The sequence below is a fragment of the Dokdonella sp. genome, from assembly GCF_036518555.1.
Taxonomy (GTDB): Bacteria; Pseudomonadota; Gammaproteobacteria; order Xanthomonadales; family Rhodanobacteraceae; genus Dokdonella_A.
Genome location: NZ_DATDMY010000149.1, coordinates 14,392 through 29,381, shown reverse-complemented (window position 1 = coordinate 29,381; position 14,990 = coordinate 14,392). Strand labels below are relative to the sequence as shown.

Genomic DNA, 14,990 nt, shown 5'->3' with positions numbered 1-14,990 from the left:
CGCGTTCAGGCCGCGTAGCGGTGGACGCGGTTGCGGCCGTCGTGCTTGGCCGCATAGAGCGCGCGATCGGCCGCTTCGAGCAGGCCCGACACGTCGCTGTCCTGGCCGGCGTCGGAGAGCGCGGCGATGCCGATGCTCACGGTCGCGATCGCCCGCAGCTCCGGCACGAGCCATGCGAGCTGACCAGCGACGTGCGCGCGCATGCGTTCGGCAGCGGCCATGACGTCCGCCGGCGCGCGGCCGCGGATCGCGGCGACGAATTCCTCGCCGCCGAACCGGCCGAGCAGGTCGTCCTCGTGCAGGCAGTCGCGCATCGCGTGGGCGCCGATCGTGAGCGCGCGATCGCCGAGCAGGTGGCCGCGCAGGTCGTTGATCTGCTTGAAGTGGTCGAAGTCGACCAGCAGCACCGCGAACTCCTCGCCGGCTGCGCGCGCATCGCGCAACGCACGCTCCATCCGCTCGAGCACGTCGCGACGGTTCGACACCCCGGTGAGCCAGTCGGTCGTGGCCGCCTGGTAGAGTTCGGCGGCCTGCCGTTCCAGGCGCGCGTTCGCCTCACCGAGCGCGGCGCGCTGGCGTTCGATCTCGACATTGCGTGCCGCCAGCGCGCGGTTGAGGCGGCGCACGCCGCGGTGGCGCCAGATGAGGGCGAGCAGTGCGAGCGCGAGCCCGGCCAGCGCGATCGCGCCGAAGCGTCGCTGCACCGCCTGCGCCTGCAGTCGTGCGGACTGGAGCTCGTTGTCCTTCGCGAGCATGGCGAGGCGTTGGTCCGCGTCGGAACGCGCGTGGCGCACCTCGAGCGCGGACATCTGGCGGCTCGCACGGATGCCGATCAGCTCCTCGCGCGCCGCGGCGGCCTTGTGCGCGTAGCGCAAGGCCTCGGTGTCGTCGTGCTCGGCGCGCGCGAGCTGCTCGCGCAGGACGTAGGCCTGCGCGAGTTGCGGTCGCAGGCGGGTCGCTTCGAGCCCGGCGATCGCCTCGTCGATGAGGCCGCGCGCGCGCAGGTAATCGTGCTGGGCGAGCGCGATCTCGGTCTGGTGCAGCAGAGAGCGCGCGACGATCTCGCGCTGGCCGAGTTCGCGGCCGATCGCGAGCGCGCGATCGAGATGGTCGATCGCCGCGACGGTCTGCTTCTCGCCGAGCAGCGCGCGTCCGAGTTCGAGGTGCTCGAAGCCCTGGTGCGGGAGATCGCCGAGCGCCGCGTCGATCGCGAGCGCCTCTTCGGCCGCCCTGCGCGCGGCGGCGAAATCCTCGATGTCGTTGAGCAGGCTCGCGTACGCCCCGGTCGCCGAGGAATACATCGACGGCACGCCACTCTGGATCGCTGCCTGCGTCGCACGCTCGAAGTAGGCGCGCGACGCCGCGGTGTCTTCGATCTCGCGGTACAGCAGCGCGAGGTTCCGGTAGACGTTGGACAGGCGGTCGCCCGAGCGCTCGCGTTCGGCGACTGCCTCGAGCTGCGCATCGAGCGCCTGCGCGAGATCGCCGCGGTCGCGCCAGGTGGTGCCCAGGTCGGACAGCGCGCGCATCGCGCCGATGCCGTTGCCTGCGGACTTGAACAGCTCGATCGCGCGGCGCTGGTGCTCGACCGCGCCGTCGAGGCGGCCGCGGCGCCGCTCGAGCACGCCGAGCGCGTTCTCCGCCTGCGCTTCTGCGCTCGCGTCGCCGTTGCGATGCGCGAGCACGCGCAATCGCTCGGCGAGTTCGCGCGAACGCGCGTAGTCGCCGAGCGAGAGCGAACTCTGCGCGACGAGCGTGGTGAGCAGGATCGTCGCCGGGATGTCGCGGCGCTGCTCCGCGGCCGGCAGCGCGCGCGTCCACAGCCGGTTCGCGGCATCGGCGCGGTCGAGTGCGGCGCAGATGTCGCCCGCGATCGCGAGCAGCTGCTGGCGCGCCCAGGCGCCGCCGACTGCGTCGGCGACGTGTTCGACCGTCTCGTCGCCGAGCGTGGTTTCGACCGCAGCGGCGATCTGGCGGCTGCCCGTCACGAACCTCGCGAGCGGATGCTCCTCGGTTTGCGCGGTCGCGATCGAGGACGCGGACAGGGCGAGGACGAGGAGCACGGCGCGACCGCGCGAGCACGCCCGCCGCCGTCGGCGGTCGGGTGGCAACGGGTTCCCCGGGTGCATCGGGCAGCTCTCTCCAGTCGTCCGATCCGGCCCGGCGAAGGAATAGCTTGCAGGGCGCGGACCGCATCTTAAGGCGCCGCGCGGAAAAAATCCGGATTGCGGCTACGATAACAGTGAAACACGGGGTCGGCGGCCGGCGAGGCCACCGCCCTCGGCCCGGACCTGCCCCCGCGGCGGCCCACGCTCCCGGCTGCTAAACTACGCGGCTGCCACCCGCGCCGGTTTCCCCATGTCACGCCGCAATCCCAAGGTCGGCTTCGTCAGCCTCGGTTGCCCGAAGGCGCTGGTCGACTCCGAACGCATCCTTACCCAGCTGCGCGTCGAGGGCTACCACATCGTGCCGAGCTACGACGCAGCCGACGTCGTCGTGGTCAACACCTGCGGATTCATCGACGCCGCCGTGACCGAATCGCTCGACGCGATCGGCGAGGCGCTCGAGGAGAACGGCAAGGTCATCGTCACGGGCTGCCTCGGCAAGCGCGCCGAGGTGATCCGCGAGGTGCATCCGGACGTGCTGTCGATCTCCGGCCCGCAGGACTACGCGAGCGTGATGAACGCGGTGCACGCGGCGTTGCCGCCGAAGCACGATCCCTTCCTCGACCTCGTGCCGACCTCGCGGCGCCTCGGCGCAGGGATCATCGACGGCGTCGGCGTGAAGCTCACGCCGAAGCACTACGCGTATCTCAAGATTTCCGAAGGGTGCAACCACCGCTGCACGTTCTGCATCATCCCGTCGATGCGTGGCGACCTGGTGTCGCGCCCGGTCGATGATGTGCTCGTCGAAGCGGAGAAACTGGTCAAGGGCGGCGTCAGGGAACTGCTCGTCGTGTCGCAGGATACGAGCGCCTATGGCGTCGACCTTCGCTACGCCGAGCGCGAGTGGCGCGGCAAGGCGCGCGCGGCGCGCATGACCGGCCTTTGCGAAGGCCTGTCCGAACTCGGCGTTTGGACGCGCCTGCATTACGTCTACCCGTATCCGCACGTCGACGACGTGATCCCGCTCATGGCCGACGGCCGCATCCTGCCGTACCTCGACATCCCGTTCCAGCACGCGAGCCCGCGCATCCTCAAGCTCATGAAGCGCCCCGGTGCGGTCGACAAGGTACTCGCGCGCGTGCAGGCGTGGCGCGCCGCATGCCCGGAACTCACGCTCCGCAGCACCTTCATCGTCGGCTTCCCGGGCGAGACGGAGGCGGAGTTCGAGGAACTGCTCGACTTCCTGCGCGAGGCGCAGCTCGACCGCGTCGGCGCGTTCGCCTATTCGCCGGTCGACGGCGCGAAGGCGAACGAGTTGCCCGATCCCGTTCCGGAAGAAGTCAAGGAGGAGCGCCTCGAGCGCTTCATGGAAGTGCAAGCGGAGATCTCCGCCGTGCGACTCGCGCGCAAGGTCGGCACGCGCCAGCAGGTGATCGTCGACGAGGTCGACGACCACGGCGCGATCGCGCGCTCGAAGGCGGACGCGCCCGAGATCGACGGCATCGTGCGCATCGACGATGGTCATGCGTTGAAGCCGGGCCAGTTCGTCGAGGTGGAGATCATCCATACCGACGAACACGACCTGATCGGGCGACTCGCGGCGATCGCGTGATCGCGGAGCGTGCCGCTGCGTCGGAAGCGCCGGTCGCCGTCGCGGCTGCCGCAGCGGCGATGTGAACGCGTGAAACCCCGAGCACCCGCTGCGGCCGATCCGGCCGCGCCACGCGCGTTCTCCGCGACCGAGCACCCGCTCGTGCGCACTTGGCTCGATCCCGACGCGTCCTTGCCCGGACTCGACGAGCTCGAGGCGCGCCGCCTGCGCGCGCAGGACGGCGACGGCGTCGCTCGCCCCGCTTTCCGCGCGCAGACAAGGTCGCTGCTCGACGACGGACTGCACTACGAGACGCGCGTCGCCGCTCAGAGCGTGCTCGCGACGCGCGAGCACGACGCGCACGATGCATTCAACGCATTGGTCTGGCTGCGCCATCCGGAGCTCAAATGGGCGCTCAATGCGCGACAGGCGGCCGATGTCGCGCGCGTCGGCTCGAGGCAGCGGACGCGCGGGCAGTGCGCCCTCACCCACTTCGACGAAGCCGGTGCGATCGTCTGGCTCGCATCGTCGCGCCGGCTCGCTGCCTGGGACGCGCACGACTGGACGGCGCTGTTCGTCGATGCGTCCGCGGCATGGGGCGACGAACTGGCCGTGACCGTGTTCGGCCACGCGCTCGCCGAGCATGTCTGGAACGGGCACGCATGGCCGGTCGCGAAGTGCATCGTGGTCGAGGTCCGTCGCGACGCGCTGCGCGGACGCGCGGACGACGCGGCGATCGTCGCGCGATGGGCGTCGGCGGAACGCGTGCTCGCTACGGCGATCCGCGCCGGCGACCTGCTCGCCGACCCGCAGGAGCTGCGGCCGCTGCCGCTCGCGGGCATTCGCGGCTGGCACGCGGAGGGCCTCGCGGCACGCGTGCTCGCGCAGGCGCCGTGCTTCCGGCCGCTGCGGCCGGGCAGGCGCTATCCCGCGCCGTGGCGTCTGGGGTGAACCCGCGGGAACTTTCCCCGGCCTTTGCTGTATCTTTCCGCGCGCCCTGCGTCCGGGGTCGCTGCGATGCCGGCGGGCTTGCCCGCTCGCGACGTCGTCGGCCGACGCAGTGCGCCGAAACCATCTGGGGGTAGTCGCCCGCGCGGTTTTCGCGTGCGCGGGCTGCCATGTCCGTCAACAGGTGCAGCCAAGACGATGATCGAAACCCGACAACTCAGCAAACGCTACGGCGATTTCACCGCCGTCGACGCGATCAGTTTCAAGGTGGAGCCCGGCCAGGTGCTCGGCTTCCTCGGGCCCAACGGCGCCGGCAAATCGACCACGATGAAGATGGTCGCCGGCTTCCTCGCCCCGACTTCCGGCGGCGCGACCGTCGCCGGCTTCGACATCGAGCGCCAGCCCCTCGAAGCCAAGCGCGTGCTCGGCTACCTCCCCGAGGGCGCGCCGAGCTATGGCGAAATGACCGTGCGCGAGTTCATCGATTTCATCGCCGACGTGCGCGGCCTCGACGGCGAGCGGCGGTTCCAGCGCATCGACGACGCGATCGCGCGGCTGCACCTCGAGCGGGTGCTCGAACAGCCGATCGACACGCTGTCGAAGGGCTTCAAGCGCCGTGTCGGCCTCGCCGGCGCGATCCTGCACGATCCCAAGGTGCTCATCCTCGACGAGCCCACCGACGGCCTCGACCCGAACCAGAAGCAGGAAGTGCGCACGCTGATCAACTCGATGGCGCGCGACAAGACCATCATCATCTCCACCCATCTGCTCGAGGAAGTGCACGCGGTGTGCACGCGCGCGATCATCATCGCCGGTGGCCGGGTGCTCGCCGACGCGACGCCGTCCGAGCTCGAGGCGCGCTCGCGCTATCACCAGGCGGTGTCGTTGACCGCCGCGAACGTGCAGGAGGCGAAGGACGCGCTCGCGCGCGTCGCCGACGTCGCCGCGATCGAGGTCGACCCGCAGGACAACCGCATCACGGCGTTCCCGAAGCCCGGCCGCTCGATCTTCGTAGCGGTCGGAGATGCGCTCAAGGCGCAGAACGTCGCCGTGCGAGAACTCGCGCTCGAGGCTGGGCGCCTCGACGAGGTGTTCCGCACGATCACCCAGGGCGCGGCGGGCAGGGAGGCACGCACATGAGCGGCACGACGACGATCTTCCGGCGCGAACTGCGCAGCTACTTCTCGACCCCGGTCGCCTACGTGTTCATCGTGATCTTCCTGCTGCTGTCGGGCGCATTCACGTTCTACCTCGGCAACTTCTACGAACGCGGCCAGGCCGACCTGCAGGCGTTCTTCACGTTCCATCCATGGCTGTACCTGTTCCTCGTGCCCGCGGTGTCGATGCGCCTGTGGGCCGAGGAGCGCAAGACCGGCACGATCGAACTGCTGCTGACCCTGCCGATCACGATGTGGCAGGCGGTGTTCGGCAAGTTCCTCGCCGCGTGGGCGTTCATCGCGATCGCGCTCGCTCTCACGTTCCCGATCTGGCTCACCGTGAACTACCTCGGCAGTCCCGACAACGGCGTCATCTTCGCGAGCTACCTCGGTTCGCTGCTGATGGCCGGCGCGTTCCTCGCGATCGGTTCGTGTCTGTCGGCGTCGACGCGCAACCAGGTCGTCGCCTTCATCCTGACCGTCGTGATCTGCTTCCTGCTGCTGCTCGCGGGCTACCCGCTCGTGCTGGATGCGATCCGCGCGATCGCCGGACAGGGCGTCGCCGACGCGATCGCCGGGCTCAGTTTCCTGACCCACTTCGCGTCGATCAGCAAGGGCGTCATCGACCTGCGCGATCTCATCTATTTCGTCCTGATGATCGGCGTCTGGCTGTACGCGACCGCGGTCGTCATCGACATGAAGAAAGCGGCCTGAGGAGGAGTCCGACGATGCAACTCAATCGCAAGGCCCTTTCGGGTACCGCACTGGCCGTGCTCGCCGCGCTGTTCGTCGCGGTGATGCTGCTGGTCAACGTCGTGTTCCGCGGCGCGCGCGCCGACCTCACGCAGAACCACCTCTACACGCTGTCCGACGGCACCAGGAACATCCTGAAGTCGATCGACGAACCGATCGACCTCTATCTGTTCTTCTCCGACAAGGCGAGCGAAGGCATCCCGCAGTTGCGCAGCTACTTCTCGACCGTACGCGAGATGCTGCAGGAGATGGCCGCGCGCTCGGGCGGCAAGCTGCGCCTGCAGGTGATCGATCCGTTGCCGTTCTCGGAGGACGAGGACCGCGCGGCGAGCCTCGGCCTGCAGGCCGTGCCCGTGTCGGCGTCGGGTGACAAGGTGTTCCTCGGCATCGCGGGCACCAATTCCACCAACGGCCACGCGTCGATCCCGTTCCTGCAGCCGGACAAGGAAGCGTTCCTCGAGTACGACATCGCCAAGCTCATCCACGACCTCGAAACGCCGAAGAAGCCGGTGGTCGGCCTGCTGTCGGGTTTGCCGCTCGCGGCGGGCTTCGATCCGCAGACGCAGCAGATGCGCCAGCCGTGGGCGATCTACCAGCAGTGGACGCAGCTGTTCGACGTCAAGCCGGTGGATGCGGCGAGCCTCAAGGCGGTCGACAAGGACATGGACGTGCTCATCGTCGTGCAGCCCAAGCACCTGTCCGACGACGCGCAGTACGCGATCGACCAGTTCGTGCTGCGCGGCGGCCACCTGCTGGTGTTCGTCGATCCGAGCGCCGAGCTCGACGACAGCGGTGCCGATCCGTCCAACCCGATGGCGGGGATGATGGCCGACAAGTCGTCCGACCTGCCGAAGCTGTTCAAGGCCTGGGGCGTCGAGTACGACCCGCACAAGGTCGTGCTCGACCGCGCGCGGGGCCTGCCGATCAGCCTGGGCGAGGGCACGGCGCCGGTACGCCATCCGGGCATCCTCGGCCTGACCCAGGCCGACCTCAACCACGACGACGTCCTGACCGCGAACCTCGACAGCATCAACGTGTCGACCGCGGGCTCGTTCGACCTCGCCAAGGACGCCAAGGACGAGAAGCTCGTGCCCTTGCTGCAGACGACTTCGGACGCGACGAGCGTGCCGGCGGACCGGCTGCGCATGCTCGCCGACCCGTCCTCGCTGCTGCAGGGCTACACGCCGGCCGGATCGCCGTTCGTGATCGCGGCGCGCCTGTCCGGCAAGTTCAAGAGCGCATTCCCGGAGCGCACCGATGCGGGCTCGCTGAAGGAGTCCAAGGATGCGAACGGACAGATCGTGCTCGTCGCCGATACCGATCTCCTGAGTGACCGCATGTGGGTGCAGGTGCGCCCATTCCTCGGCCAGCAGATCATTAATCCGTTTGCCAACAACGGCGACTTCGCGGTCAACGCGCTCGACAACATGGCCGGTTCGAGCGATCTCATCTCAATCCGCGGCCGCGCGACGTCGCAGCGTCCGTTCACCACGGTCGAGGCGATCAAGCGCAATGCCGACGAGCGCTTCCGTGCGAAGGAGCAGGACCTGCAGCGCGAGCTGTCTGAGACCGAGCGCAAGCTCACCGAACTGCAGAGCGCCAAGAGCCAGGACCAGGCGCAGATCCTTTCGGCCGAGCAGAAGGCCGAGCTGGAGAAGTTCCTCGACCGCAAGCTCGAGATCCGCAAGGAGCTTCGCCAGGTGCGGCGCCAGCTCGACGCCGAGATCGAGTCGCTCGGCACTCGCCTCAAGATCGTCAACATCGTGCTGATGCCGCTGCTCGTCACGCTCGCCGCGCTCGCATTCGCGTGGTGGCGCCTGCAGCGCCGTCGCGCCGCACAGGGAGCCCGCGCATGAACCAGAAGACCCTGATCGGCCTGGGCGTGGTCGCCCTCGTCGCGATCGCGGCCGCGGTCGCGCTGAACCATTCGAACCGTCCGCAGAGCGGGCAGGCCGAGGCATCGGCCTATCTCGTGCCGGAGCTGCGCGACCACGTCAACGACGTCGCCAAGGTCGTCGTCACCGGCGCCGCCAGCACGGTGGTCGCGACGCTCGAGCGCGGCGCGAACGGCTGGACGCTGGCAGAGAAGGGCGGCTATGCCGCCGACACCGGCAAGTTGCGCGCGTTCCTGCTCAAGCTCGCCGACGCCCGGCGCGTCGAGCAGAAGACGTCGAACAAGGACAAGTACGCGCTGCTCGGCGTCGAGGACGTCTCCACGAAGGACGCGAAGGGCCTGCAGGTCGAGCTCGATGGCCTCGCCAAGCCGCTCGTGCTCGTCGTCGGCAGCAGCGACCCGCGCGGCGGCACCTACGTGCGCGTCGCGGGCGAGCCCGAAAGCTGGCTCGTGTCGGCATCGCTCACCGTCGACAGGAACGCCGCGGACTGGCTGCGCAAGGACCTCGCGGACATCGCGGCGACGCGCATCGCGTCGGTCGCGATCACGCATCCGGACGGCAGCACGGTCTCGATCGCCAAGAACGCCGAGGGCGATGCGAACTTCGTGCTCGCCGGCGTACCGAAGGGGCGCGAGGCGGGGGCGGAGTTCACGATCAACGGGCTCGCTTCCGCGCTCGCAGGGTTGCGCTTCGACGACGTGCTCCCGGCGAAGGACGCGACTCCGCCGGAGCAGGCGCTGAAGGCGCGTTATGCGACGTTCGACGGCGTGGTCGTCGACGTGACCGCATGGGAGAAGGACGGCAAGGACTACGCGCAATTCGTCGCTTCGCTCGACACGGCGCAGGCGGACAAGGGGATCGCCGCGGCACAGGCGAAGGCGAAGGCCGAGTACGACGCGGCGGCCGCGGCCGCGGAGGCGGCGAAGAAGGACGGCAAGACCGATGCAGCCGTGCCGCCCGCGAAGCCCGCGTCGGTCGAGGATCCCGCGAAGGACCGCGAGACGCGCCTCGCCGCGCTGAACAAGGATGTCGCCGACCTCAACGCGCGCTTCTCGGGCTGGACCTACGTGGTGCCCGCGTACAAGTACGCGAACATCAACAAGTCGATGTCCGATCTGCTCAAGCCGCTCGAGGACAAGAAGGCCGCGCCCGTGGCGAAGCCGTCCGCGAAGCCGGCGAAAGCCGGACCGGCGCACTGAGTGGACGGCTCCGGCGATCGCCGGAGCCGCTCGCGGCGATGATGAACCGTCTCGCACGCCTGTCGACCGGCGCCGGCGCGATCACGGGCGCCGTCGCAGTCGCGCTCGGCGCGTTCGGTGCGCACGCGTTGCGCGGCGTGCTCGATGCCGCCGCGCTCGCGACCTGGCACACCGCGGTCGAATACCAATCCTGGCACGCGCTCGCGCTGCTCGCGTGCGGCACGTTCGCGCGCGACCATGAGGCGCGCAGCCTGCGCGTCGCCGCGACCGCGTTCGCCTTCGGCATCGTGGTGTTCTGCCCGAGCCTCTACGCGCTCGCGCTCGGCGCGCCACGCTGGCTCGGCGCGATCACGCCGCTCGGCGGCGTCGCCTTCATCGTCGGCTGGCTCGCGCTCGCCGTGCACGCACGCAGCGGCTGAGCCGCTACGCGCGATGCCAGCACCAGTGCCACGGCTCGTACGCGATGCCGTGCGGGTTGTCGCGCGGATAGGACAGCCGGAAGCCGAAGCGCTGCGCGTTGGCGACGAGCCATGCGAAGGCCGATGAATGTTCGAACGCCTCTTCGAGCGCGGCGAACCCCGGCGTGGTCAGGTCGACGGCGCGCCCGCTGTGGTGCTCGCTGTAGCCGGGCGCCGCGCTCACGCGCAGGATCGCCTCGATCGCCTGTCCGCGCGCGAGCTTGCGCTCGAGGATGCCGAACTGGTACTCGGCCGAGCGGTAAGCGGATACCAGTTGCAGTTCGATCGCGTCGGCCGCGGCCGCGGCCGTCATGCGCGCGTACGCGCGCGCCGCGCGCGGCGCGAGCCATTGCCGGCGGCCGTGGATGTCTTCGCCGATGCACATGAGTTCGCGCGGTTCGCGCACCGGTGCGAGGCGGCGCTGCCGGCCGTAGTCGCGCGGTACGCCGAGCGCGTGGGTTTCGGCGATGAGCGCGCGTCGCCGTTCGCCGTGGCAGCGCGCCGGTGCCGGATCGACGGGGTCGCTCACGGGCCTTCGCTCAGAGGGGTTTCACGTAGAAGCCGGCGATGCGGCCGTCGCTACCGCAGGCGACCTGCGCGTACAGGTTCGCCTTGTCGAAAATCAGCGGAATCGTGATCGCGACGTAACCGTCGCTCGTCATCGGATGCGATTGTCCGCGCGCCTGCAGCCGGCCGAACTGCGCCAGCGATTCCCACGCCTGCCTGAGCTTCGCGGGCGGCATCGCGCCACGCATGGTCGCGTCGAAGTCGCGCGTCGCATTGGCGAAATCGCCCTTCTGCGCCGCGTCGAGCAAAGCGGTCGCACGCGCCTCGCAGCCGGCGGCGAGGCTCTTCTCGGCCGCCGTCGGCGGCGGAGGGGGTGCAAGTGGCGAGGGCCGTTCCGTCTGGGACCCGCCCTGCGGCGGTAGCGCGGCCTCGGTCGTCGTCGGGGCCTCGGCGGCCGCCGCGGAGTGGCCGTGTTCGGCGTCGGCGCCGGCGGAGGTCGGGGCGGGCGTCGTGTCTTCGGCGGCCGGCGCAGCCGATGCGGGGTTGGTCGTCGATCCTTCGACCGGCGCCGCCGCCGCCGCCGCATCGTCGGCAGCTACAGCGGAGTCCGGCGCGGCCGCGTCGGTCGGCGCGGACAACGGCTCGGTCGGCTTGCCGTCCTTCGCGCGCGCCATCGCGTCGACATCGATCTCCTGCGGCGCCGCGCCCTGCGCCGTCGGGTCGTGCGGGGGAGCTGCCGCGTGCTTCTTTTTTTGCGGTGCCGCCTGCACGGACGCGGAGGCGAGCAACACGAACGCGAGCGCGAGCGAACGTTTGGTCATGGAACGGGTCTCCGGCGGGATGGCGCACGCTACCACGGAGGCCTGACTCGCGGCTGAGCCGGGCGCGGGCGGCGCAACGGCGCCATGCGGCGCACCGCACGCGCGCATCGCATGCGAGGCGCGCGCGAATCCGCGCGCATCACGCCCGGCGCTGGCGTCACCTCACGCGTCGTCCGCGATCGCGCGTGGTTTCGGCGCGGGCTTGAGTCGCCCGGCCTCGCGCAGGGCCTCGCGCAGCACGTACTCGATCTGCGCGTTGAGCGAACGGAGGTCGTCGTTGGCCCAGCGCTGCATCGCGTCGAGCACGGGCGAGGCGATGCGCAGCGCATACGCCTTCTTCCCGTTCATGCGCTGCCTCCGCGCGTGCACGGCGTACCGAGGCACGAGGCGCAACACGCGGTGCTGCGGGCGACGACGGAGCGCATCGTCAGCCGGTGTAGAGCGTTCCGGTGTTGACGACCGGCTGCGTGCCGCGCTCGCCGCACAGCACGACGAGCAGGTTGCTGACCATCGCCGCGCGCCGTTCGTTGTCGAGATCGACGACGCCGCGCTTGCCGAGTTCGGCCAACGCCATCTCGACCATGCTGACCGCACCCTCGACGATGCGCCCGCGCGCGGCGACGATCGCGCCCGCCTGCTGGCGCTGCAGCATCGCCTGCGCGATTTCCTGCGCGTAGGCGAGGTGGCTGATGCGCGCCTCGACGACGTCGACGCCGGCCTTGCCGAGGCGCTGGTGGATCTCGCGGCGCAGGTGCGCGTTGACTTCGTCGCCGTGGCTGCGCAACGAAGGCGCGTCGCCCTCGTGCGCGTCGTACGGATAGCTCTGCGCCATCTGGCGCAGCGCCGACTCGCTCTGGATCTGCACGAAGTTCTCGTAGTCGTCGACGCAGAAGACGGCCTCGGCGGTATCGACGACCTGCCAGACGACGACCGCGGCGATCTCGATCGGGTTGCCGTCGGCGTCGTTGACCTTGAGCCGGCCCGATTCGAAGTTGCGCACGCGCAGGCTCACCGCACGCTTCGAATAGAACGGATTGGTCCAGCGCAGCCCCTCGTCGCGCACGGTTCCGGCGTAGCGGCCGAACAGTTGCAGCACCTGGCCTTGGTTTGGCTGCACCTGGAAGAAGCCCGCGGTCGCGAACAGCAGCACGGCCATGACGAGTGCCGCGGGCACGATCGTCGACAGGGGCGCGGACGGGTTCGCATCGACGCCGAAGACGGCGGCGGCGATCGTCGCCGGTATCGCGACGACGAGCACCAATACGACCGGAATGCCGGCGAGCGAGAAAGCACTGCGTTCATTCATGGCCGAACCTCCCTCATGCTCGCATGTATGATATCAAAGCGATATCAATATGCAAGGGCGGTGCGGGAGCCGCGCCGTCGCTGTGCTAGGCTGACGCGTGCTTTTCGGGGAGGGGAGGCGCCATGGAACGCACCGTCGGTCGCATCGGTCTGCTGATCGGGCTCGCCAGCGGCGTCGCGCACGCCGTGCCCGCGCACTACGTCGTGTTCACGCGCGACACCACCGGCACGATCGAGCCGGTCTATTACACGACGGTCGATCTCGCCGACGCACGCGACGACGCGCGCGCGCCCGCATTCGACGCGGCGCGTGGCGAGCGCGTCGCGTGGCGCGCCTGGAAGGGCGGCATCGACCTCGGCGAGCGCAGCGTCGCCATCCCCGAACTGCGCGGCGAGTTCGCACGCGATCCCCTGCGCGGCGACGGCACGATCGTTTCGGCGCGTCCGCACGCGGGCGCGCGCAGCTTCGTGCTGCGCATTCCCGTCGATGCGGCCGACGCAGTCGAGTTCGCCGGAGCGGGAGCGCCGCAGCGCTTCGAGCTCGGCGTGCTCGCGGCGCATGCGCGCGAGTTGCGCCTTGCTGCACGCGTGCCGCGGGCGCGGATCGACCCCGTGCAGGGTGGCGGCAACCCTGCCAACCGCGTCGACATCCTCGTCGTCGGCGACGGCTACACGAGCGCCCAGCATTCGTTGTTCGATGCGGACGCGACGATCCTGCACGACGCCTTCTTCGGCCTCGCGCCGTACAAGGAATACGAGAGCTTCGTGAACTGGACGACGGCGTTCTTCGCCTCCGGCCAGTCCGGCGCGGACCATCCGCCGTACCAGGCGGGCTGCACGCAGGCGACCTGCTGCTCGGATCCGGATGCGATCGGCGACCCGCACGCGGGCCAATCCGTCGATACCGCCTTCGACGCGACGTTCTGCGCGTTCCAGATCCAGCGCCTGCTCGTCGTCGACGACGGCGCCGTGCTCGCGGCCGCGGCCGCATATCCGGATTGGGACAAGATCGTCGTCGTCGTCAACGACGACACCTACGGCGGTTCCGGCGGCGGCATCTCGGTCACCTCGACGCACGCGCAGGCGCCGCAGATCGTGCTGCACGAGTACGGCCACAGCTTCACGGGCCTCGCCGACGAGTACAGTTCGCCGTATCCAGGCTTTCCGCCGTGCAGCGACATCTCCGGCGGGGCGCCCTGCGAAGCCAACGTGACCAACCAGAGCGCGGCGGCGCAGGTGAAGTGGAACAGCTGGTTCACGCCCGGGAACCCGATTCCGACGCCGCCTGGCACCCCTGGCGTCGGCCTGTTCGAGGGCGCGCGCTACCTCTCGACGGGCATGTACCGACCGGTCGACACGCAATGCCTCATGCAGTTCCTCGGCGTGCCGTTCTGCCCGGTGTGCCGCCAGGAGTACGTGCGCACGCTCTATCGCGGCGGTTGGGGTGATCCTTCCACGGGTATCGACCTCATCGAACCCGGCAGCGAGTCGCCCGCCACCACGGTACCGGTGCAGTACGCGCCCGGCACCCACCAGCCTTTCGCGGTGTCGTTGCTGCAGCCGACGATCGGCGCGCTCGACGTGCAGTGGTACCTCGACGGCGATCCGATCGGCGGCGCGACGTCGTCGACCTACGTGTTCAGCCAGGCCGGCGCGTCCCCGTCGTCGCACACGCTGGAGGTGCGCGTGAAGGACCTCACGGGCTTCGTATCCGCCGCCATGGCCGGTGGCCTGCTCGACCATCAACGCAGCTGGACGATCCAGGTCGACACCGACGTGATCTTCCGCAACGGCTTCGACGGCAGCTGACGATCACCACGGCGTGCCGTCCTTGCGGCGAAAGCGCCAGGCGTCGGCGTGCTCGACGGCCACGAGGTCGTCGTCGGGGCCGGACGAGATATCGCCGCTGCCGCGATGGCCGACCTCGCGGTGGGCCGCGCGTTCATCGGTCAGGTCGACGATGCAATGCGTATTGCCGTCGCCCGCGCGAACGCCCGCGCACATGCCCGGGCAGGGCAGCTCACCCGCGTTCCAGCGCAAGGTCGGATGCCCTGCGAGAACGTAGGCGATTTCGTCCTGCAGCGCATGTGCGTGGCGCAAGGCACCGCACCCGGCGCGAGCGTGGTGAGGTTCACCCCGAAGTCGCGCAGGCGGACGTGTTCGCCGAGCGCGCGCTTGTCGCGTCCCCTAACGCGTGCCGCGAACGGCTCGGGCTACGCGCTGAATTTCGCGCGGCGGCACGTCGAGCGCG

Annotated in this window: 14 protein-coding genes; 8 read left to right on the top strand and 6 right to left on the bottom strand. The window is 69.9% G+C overall.

Annotated elements, in window-relative coordinates; genetic code table 11:
- Positions 1-5: 5 nt before the first annotated feature.
- Positions 6-2,063: a GGDEF domain-containing protein gene (locus tag VI238_RS09185; protein ID WP_331650653.1), complete on the bottom strand. Its 2,058-nt coding sequence runs from the start codon at positions 2,061-2,063 to the stop codon at positions 6-8.
- Positions 2,064-2,358: 295 nt separating this feature from the next.
- On the opposite strand from VI238_RS09185, the gene rimO reads away from it, so the two are divergent.
- The 7 genes from rimO (at position 2,359) to VI238_RS09150 (ending at position 10,067) form a co-directional block, all read left to right on the top strand.
- Positions 2,359-3,717: a 30S ribosomal protein S12 methylthiotransferase RimO gene (gene rimO, locus VI238_RS09180; protein WP_331650652.1), complete on the top strand. Its 1,359-nt coding sequence runs from the start codon at positions 2,359-2,361 to the stop codon at positions 3,715-3,717.
- A 69-nt stretch (positions 3,718-3,786) separates the two neighbouring features.
- Complete coding sequence (locus VI238_RS09175; RefSeq protein WP_331650650.1) at positions 3,787-4,647, top strand: DUF3025 domain-containing protein; 861 nt, start codon at positions 3,787-3,789, stop codon at positions 4,645-4,647.
- A 195-nt stretch (positions 4,648-4,842) separates the two neighbouring features.
- Positions 4,843-5,784 carry an ABC transporter ATP-binding protein gene (locus tag VI238_RS09170; RefSeq protein WP_331650648.1) on the top strand — a complete coding sequence of 314 codons (942 nt, stop codon included), beginning with the start codon at positions 4,843-4,845 and terminating at the stop codon, positions 5,782-5,784.
- Positions 5,781-6,515 (top strand): ABC transporter permease, encoded by a 735-nt coding sequence (locus tag VI238_RS09165; RefSeq protein WP_331650646.1) that lies wholly within the window; start codon positions 5,781-5,783, stop codon positions 6,513-6,515. Before VI238_RS09170 ends, VI238_RS09165 begins: the two co-directional genes overlap by 4 nt.
- Before the next feature lie 14 nt (positions 6,516-6,529).
- The gene (locus VI238_RS09160; RefSeq protein ID WP_331650644.1) at positions 6,530-8,410 is read left to right on the top strand and encodes a Gldg family protein; all 1,881 of its coding nucleotides are present in this window, start codon (positions 6,530-6,532) and stop codon (positions 8,408-8,410) included.
- The gene (locus VI238_RS09155; protein WP_331650642.1) at positions 8,407-9,648 is read left to right on the top strand and encodes a DUF4340 domain-containing protein; all 1,242 of its coding nucleotides are present in this window, start codon (positions 8,407-8,409) and stop codon (positions 9,646-9,648) included. The genes VI238_RS09160 and VI238_RS09155 overlap by 4 nt, the downstream gene beginning before the upstream one ends.
- A 38-nt stretch (positions 9,649-9,686) precedes the next feature.
- Positions 9,687-10,067, top strand: coding sequence for a DUF423 domain-containing protein (locus VI238_RS09150; RefSeq protein ID WP_414650048.1), 381 nt, complete (start codon positions 9,687-9,689; stop codon positions 10,065-10,067).
- 4 nt (positions 10,068-10,071) lie between these two features.
- Here the strand turns inward: VI238_RS09150 and VI238_RS09145 are convergent, their stop codons facing one another.
- The 4 genes from VI238_RS09145 to VI238_RS09130 form a co-directional block, all read right to left on the bottom strand.
- On the bottom strand, positions 10,072-10,635 hold the full coding sequence (locus VI238_RS09145) for a M15 family metallopeptidase (protein ID WP_414650047.1): 564 nt from the start codon (positions 10,633-10,635) through the stop codon (positions 10,072-10,074).
- A 10-nt stretch (positions 10,636-10,645) separates the two neighbouring features.
- Positions 10,646-11,434 (bottom strand): DUF3887 domain-containing protein, encoded by a 789-nt coding sequence (locus tag VI238_RS09140; protein WP_331650640.1) that lies wholly within the window; start codon positions 11,432-11,434, stop codon positions 10,646-10,648.
- A gap of 162 nt (positions 11,435-11,596) precedes the next feature.
- Positions 11,597-11,782 carry an Arc family DNA binding domain-containing protein gene (locus tag VI238_RS09135; RefSeq protein WP_331650638.1) on the bottom strand — a complete coding sequence of 62 codons (186 nt, stop codon included), beginning with the start codon at positions 11,780-11,782 and terminating at the stop codon, positions 11,597-11,599.
- 79 nt (positions 11,783-11,861) lie between these two features.
- Positions 11,862-12,740 (bottom strand): SPFH domain-containing protein, encoded by an 879-nt coding sequence (locus VI238_RS09130; protein WP_331650636.1) that lies wholly within the window; start codon positions 12,738-12,740, stop codon positions 11,862-11,864.
- A 122-nt stretch (positions 12,741-12,862) separates the two neighbouring features.
- On the opposite strand from VI238_RS09130, the gene VI238_RS09125 reads away from it, so the two are divergent.
- Positions 12,863-14,548, top strand: coding sequence for a M64 family metallopeptidase (locus VI238_RS09125; protein ID WP_331650634.1), 1,686 nt, complete (start codon positions 12,863-12,865; stop codon positions 14,546-14,548).
- Positions 14,549-14,551: 3 nt separating this feature from the next.
- Here the strand turns inward: VI238_RS09125 and VI238_RS18750 are convergent, their stop codons facing one another.
- Complete coding sequence (locus VI238_RS18750) at positions 14,552-14,839, bottom strand: hypothetical protein (RefSeq protein WP_414650046.1); 288 nt, start codon at positions 14,837-14,839, stop codon at positions 14,552-14,554.
- Positions 14,840-14,990 lie beyond the last annotated feature (151 nt).

Coding starts and splice junctions, on each gene's coding strand:
- rimO (WP_331650652.1), top strand. CDS start 2,359: ATGTCACGCCGCAATCCCAAGGTCGGCTTCGTCAGCCTCGGTTGCCCG.
- VI238_RS09170 (WP_331650648.1), top strand. CDS start 4,843: ATGATCGAAACCCGACAACTCAGCAAACGCTACGGCGATTTCACCGCC.
- VI238_RS09165 (WP_331650646.1), top strand. CDS start 5,781: ATGAGCGGCACGACGACGATCTTCCGGCGCGAACTGCGCAGCTACTTC.
- VI238_RS09160 (WP_331650644.1), top strand. CDS start 6,530: ATGCAACTCAATCGCAAGGCCCTTTCGGGTACCGCACTGGCCGTGCTC.
- VI238_RS09155 (WP_331650642.1), top strand. CDS start 8,407: ATGAACCAGAAGACCCTGATCGGCCTGGGCGTGGTCGCCCTCGTCGCG.
- VI238_RS09150 (WP_414650048.1), top strand. CDS start 9,687: ATGATGAACCGTCTCGCACGCCTGTCGACCGGCGCCGGCGCGATCACG.
- VI238_RS09140 (WP_331650640.1), bottom strand. CDS start 11,434: ATGACCAAACGTTCGCTCGCGCTCGCGTTCGTGTTGCTCGCCTCCGCG.
- VI238_RS09135 (WP_331650638.1), bottom strand. CDS start 11,782: ATGAACGGGAAGAAGGCGTATGCGCTGCGCATCGCCTCGCCCGTGCTC.
- VI238_RS09130 (WP_331650636.1), bottom strand. CDS start 12,740: ATGAATGAACGCAGTGCTTTCTCGCTCGCCGGCATTCCGGTCGTATTG.
- VI238_RS09125 (WP_331650634.1), top strand. CDS start 12,863: ATGGAACGCACCGTCGGTCGCATCGGTCTGCTGATCGGGCTCGCCAGC.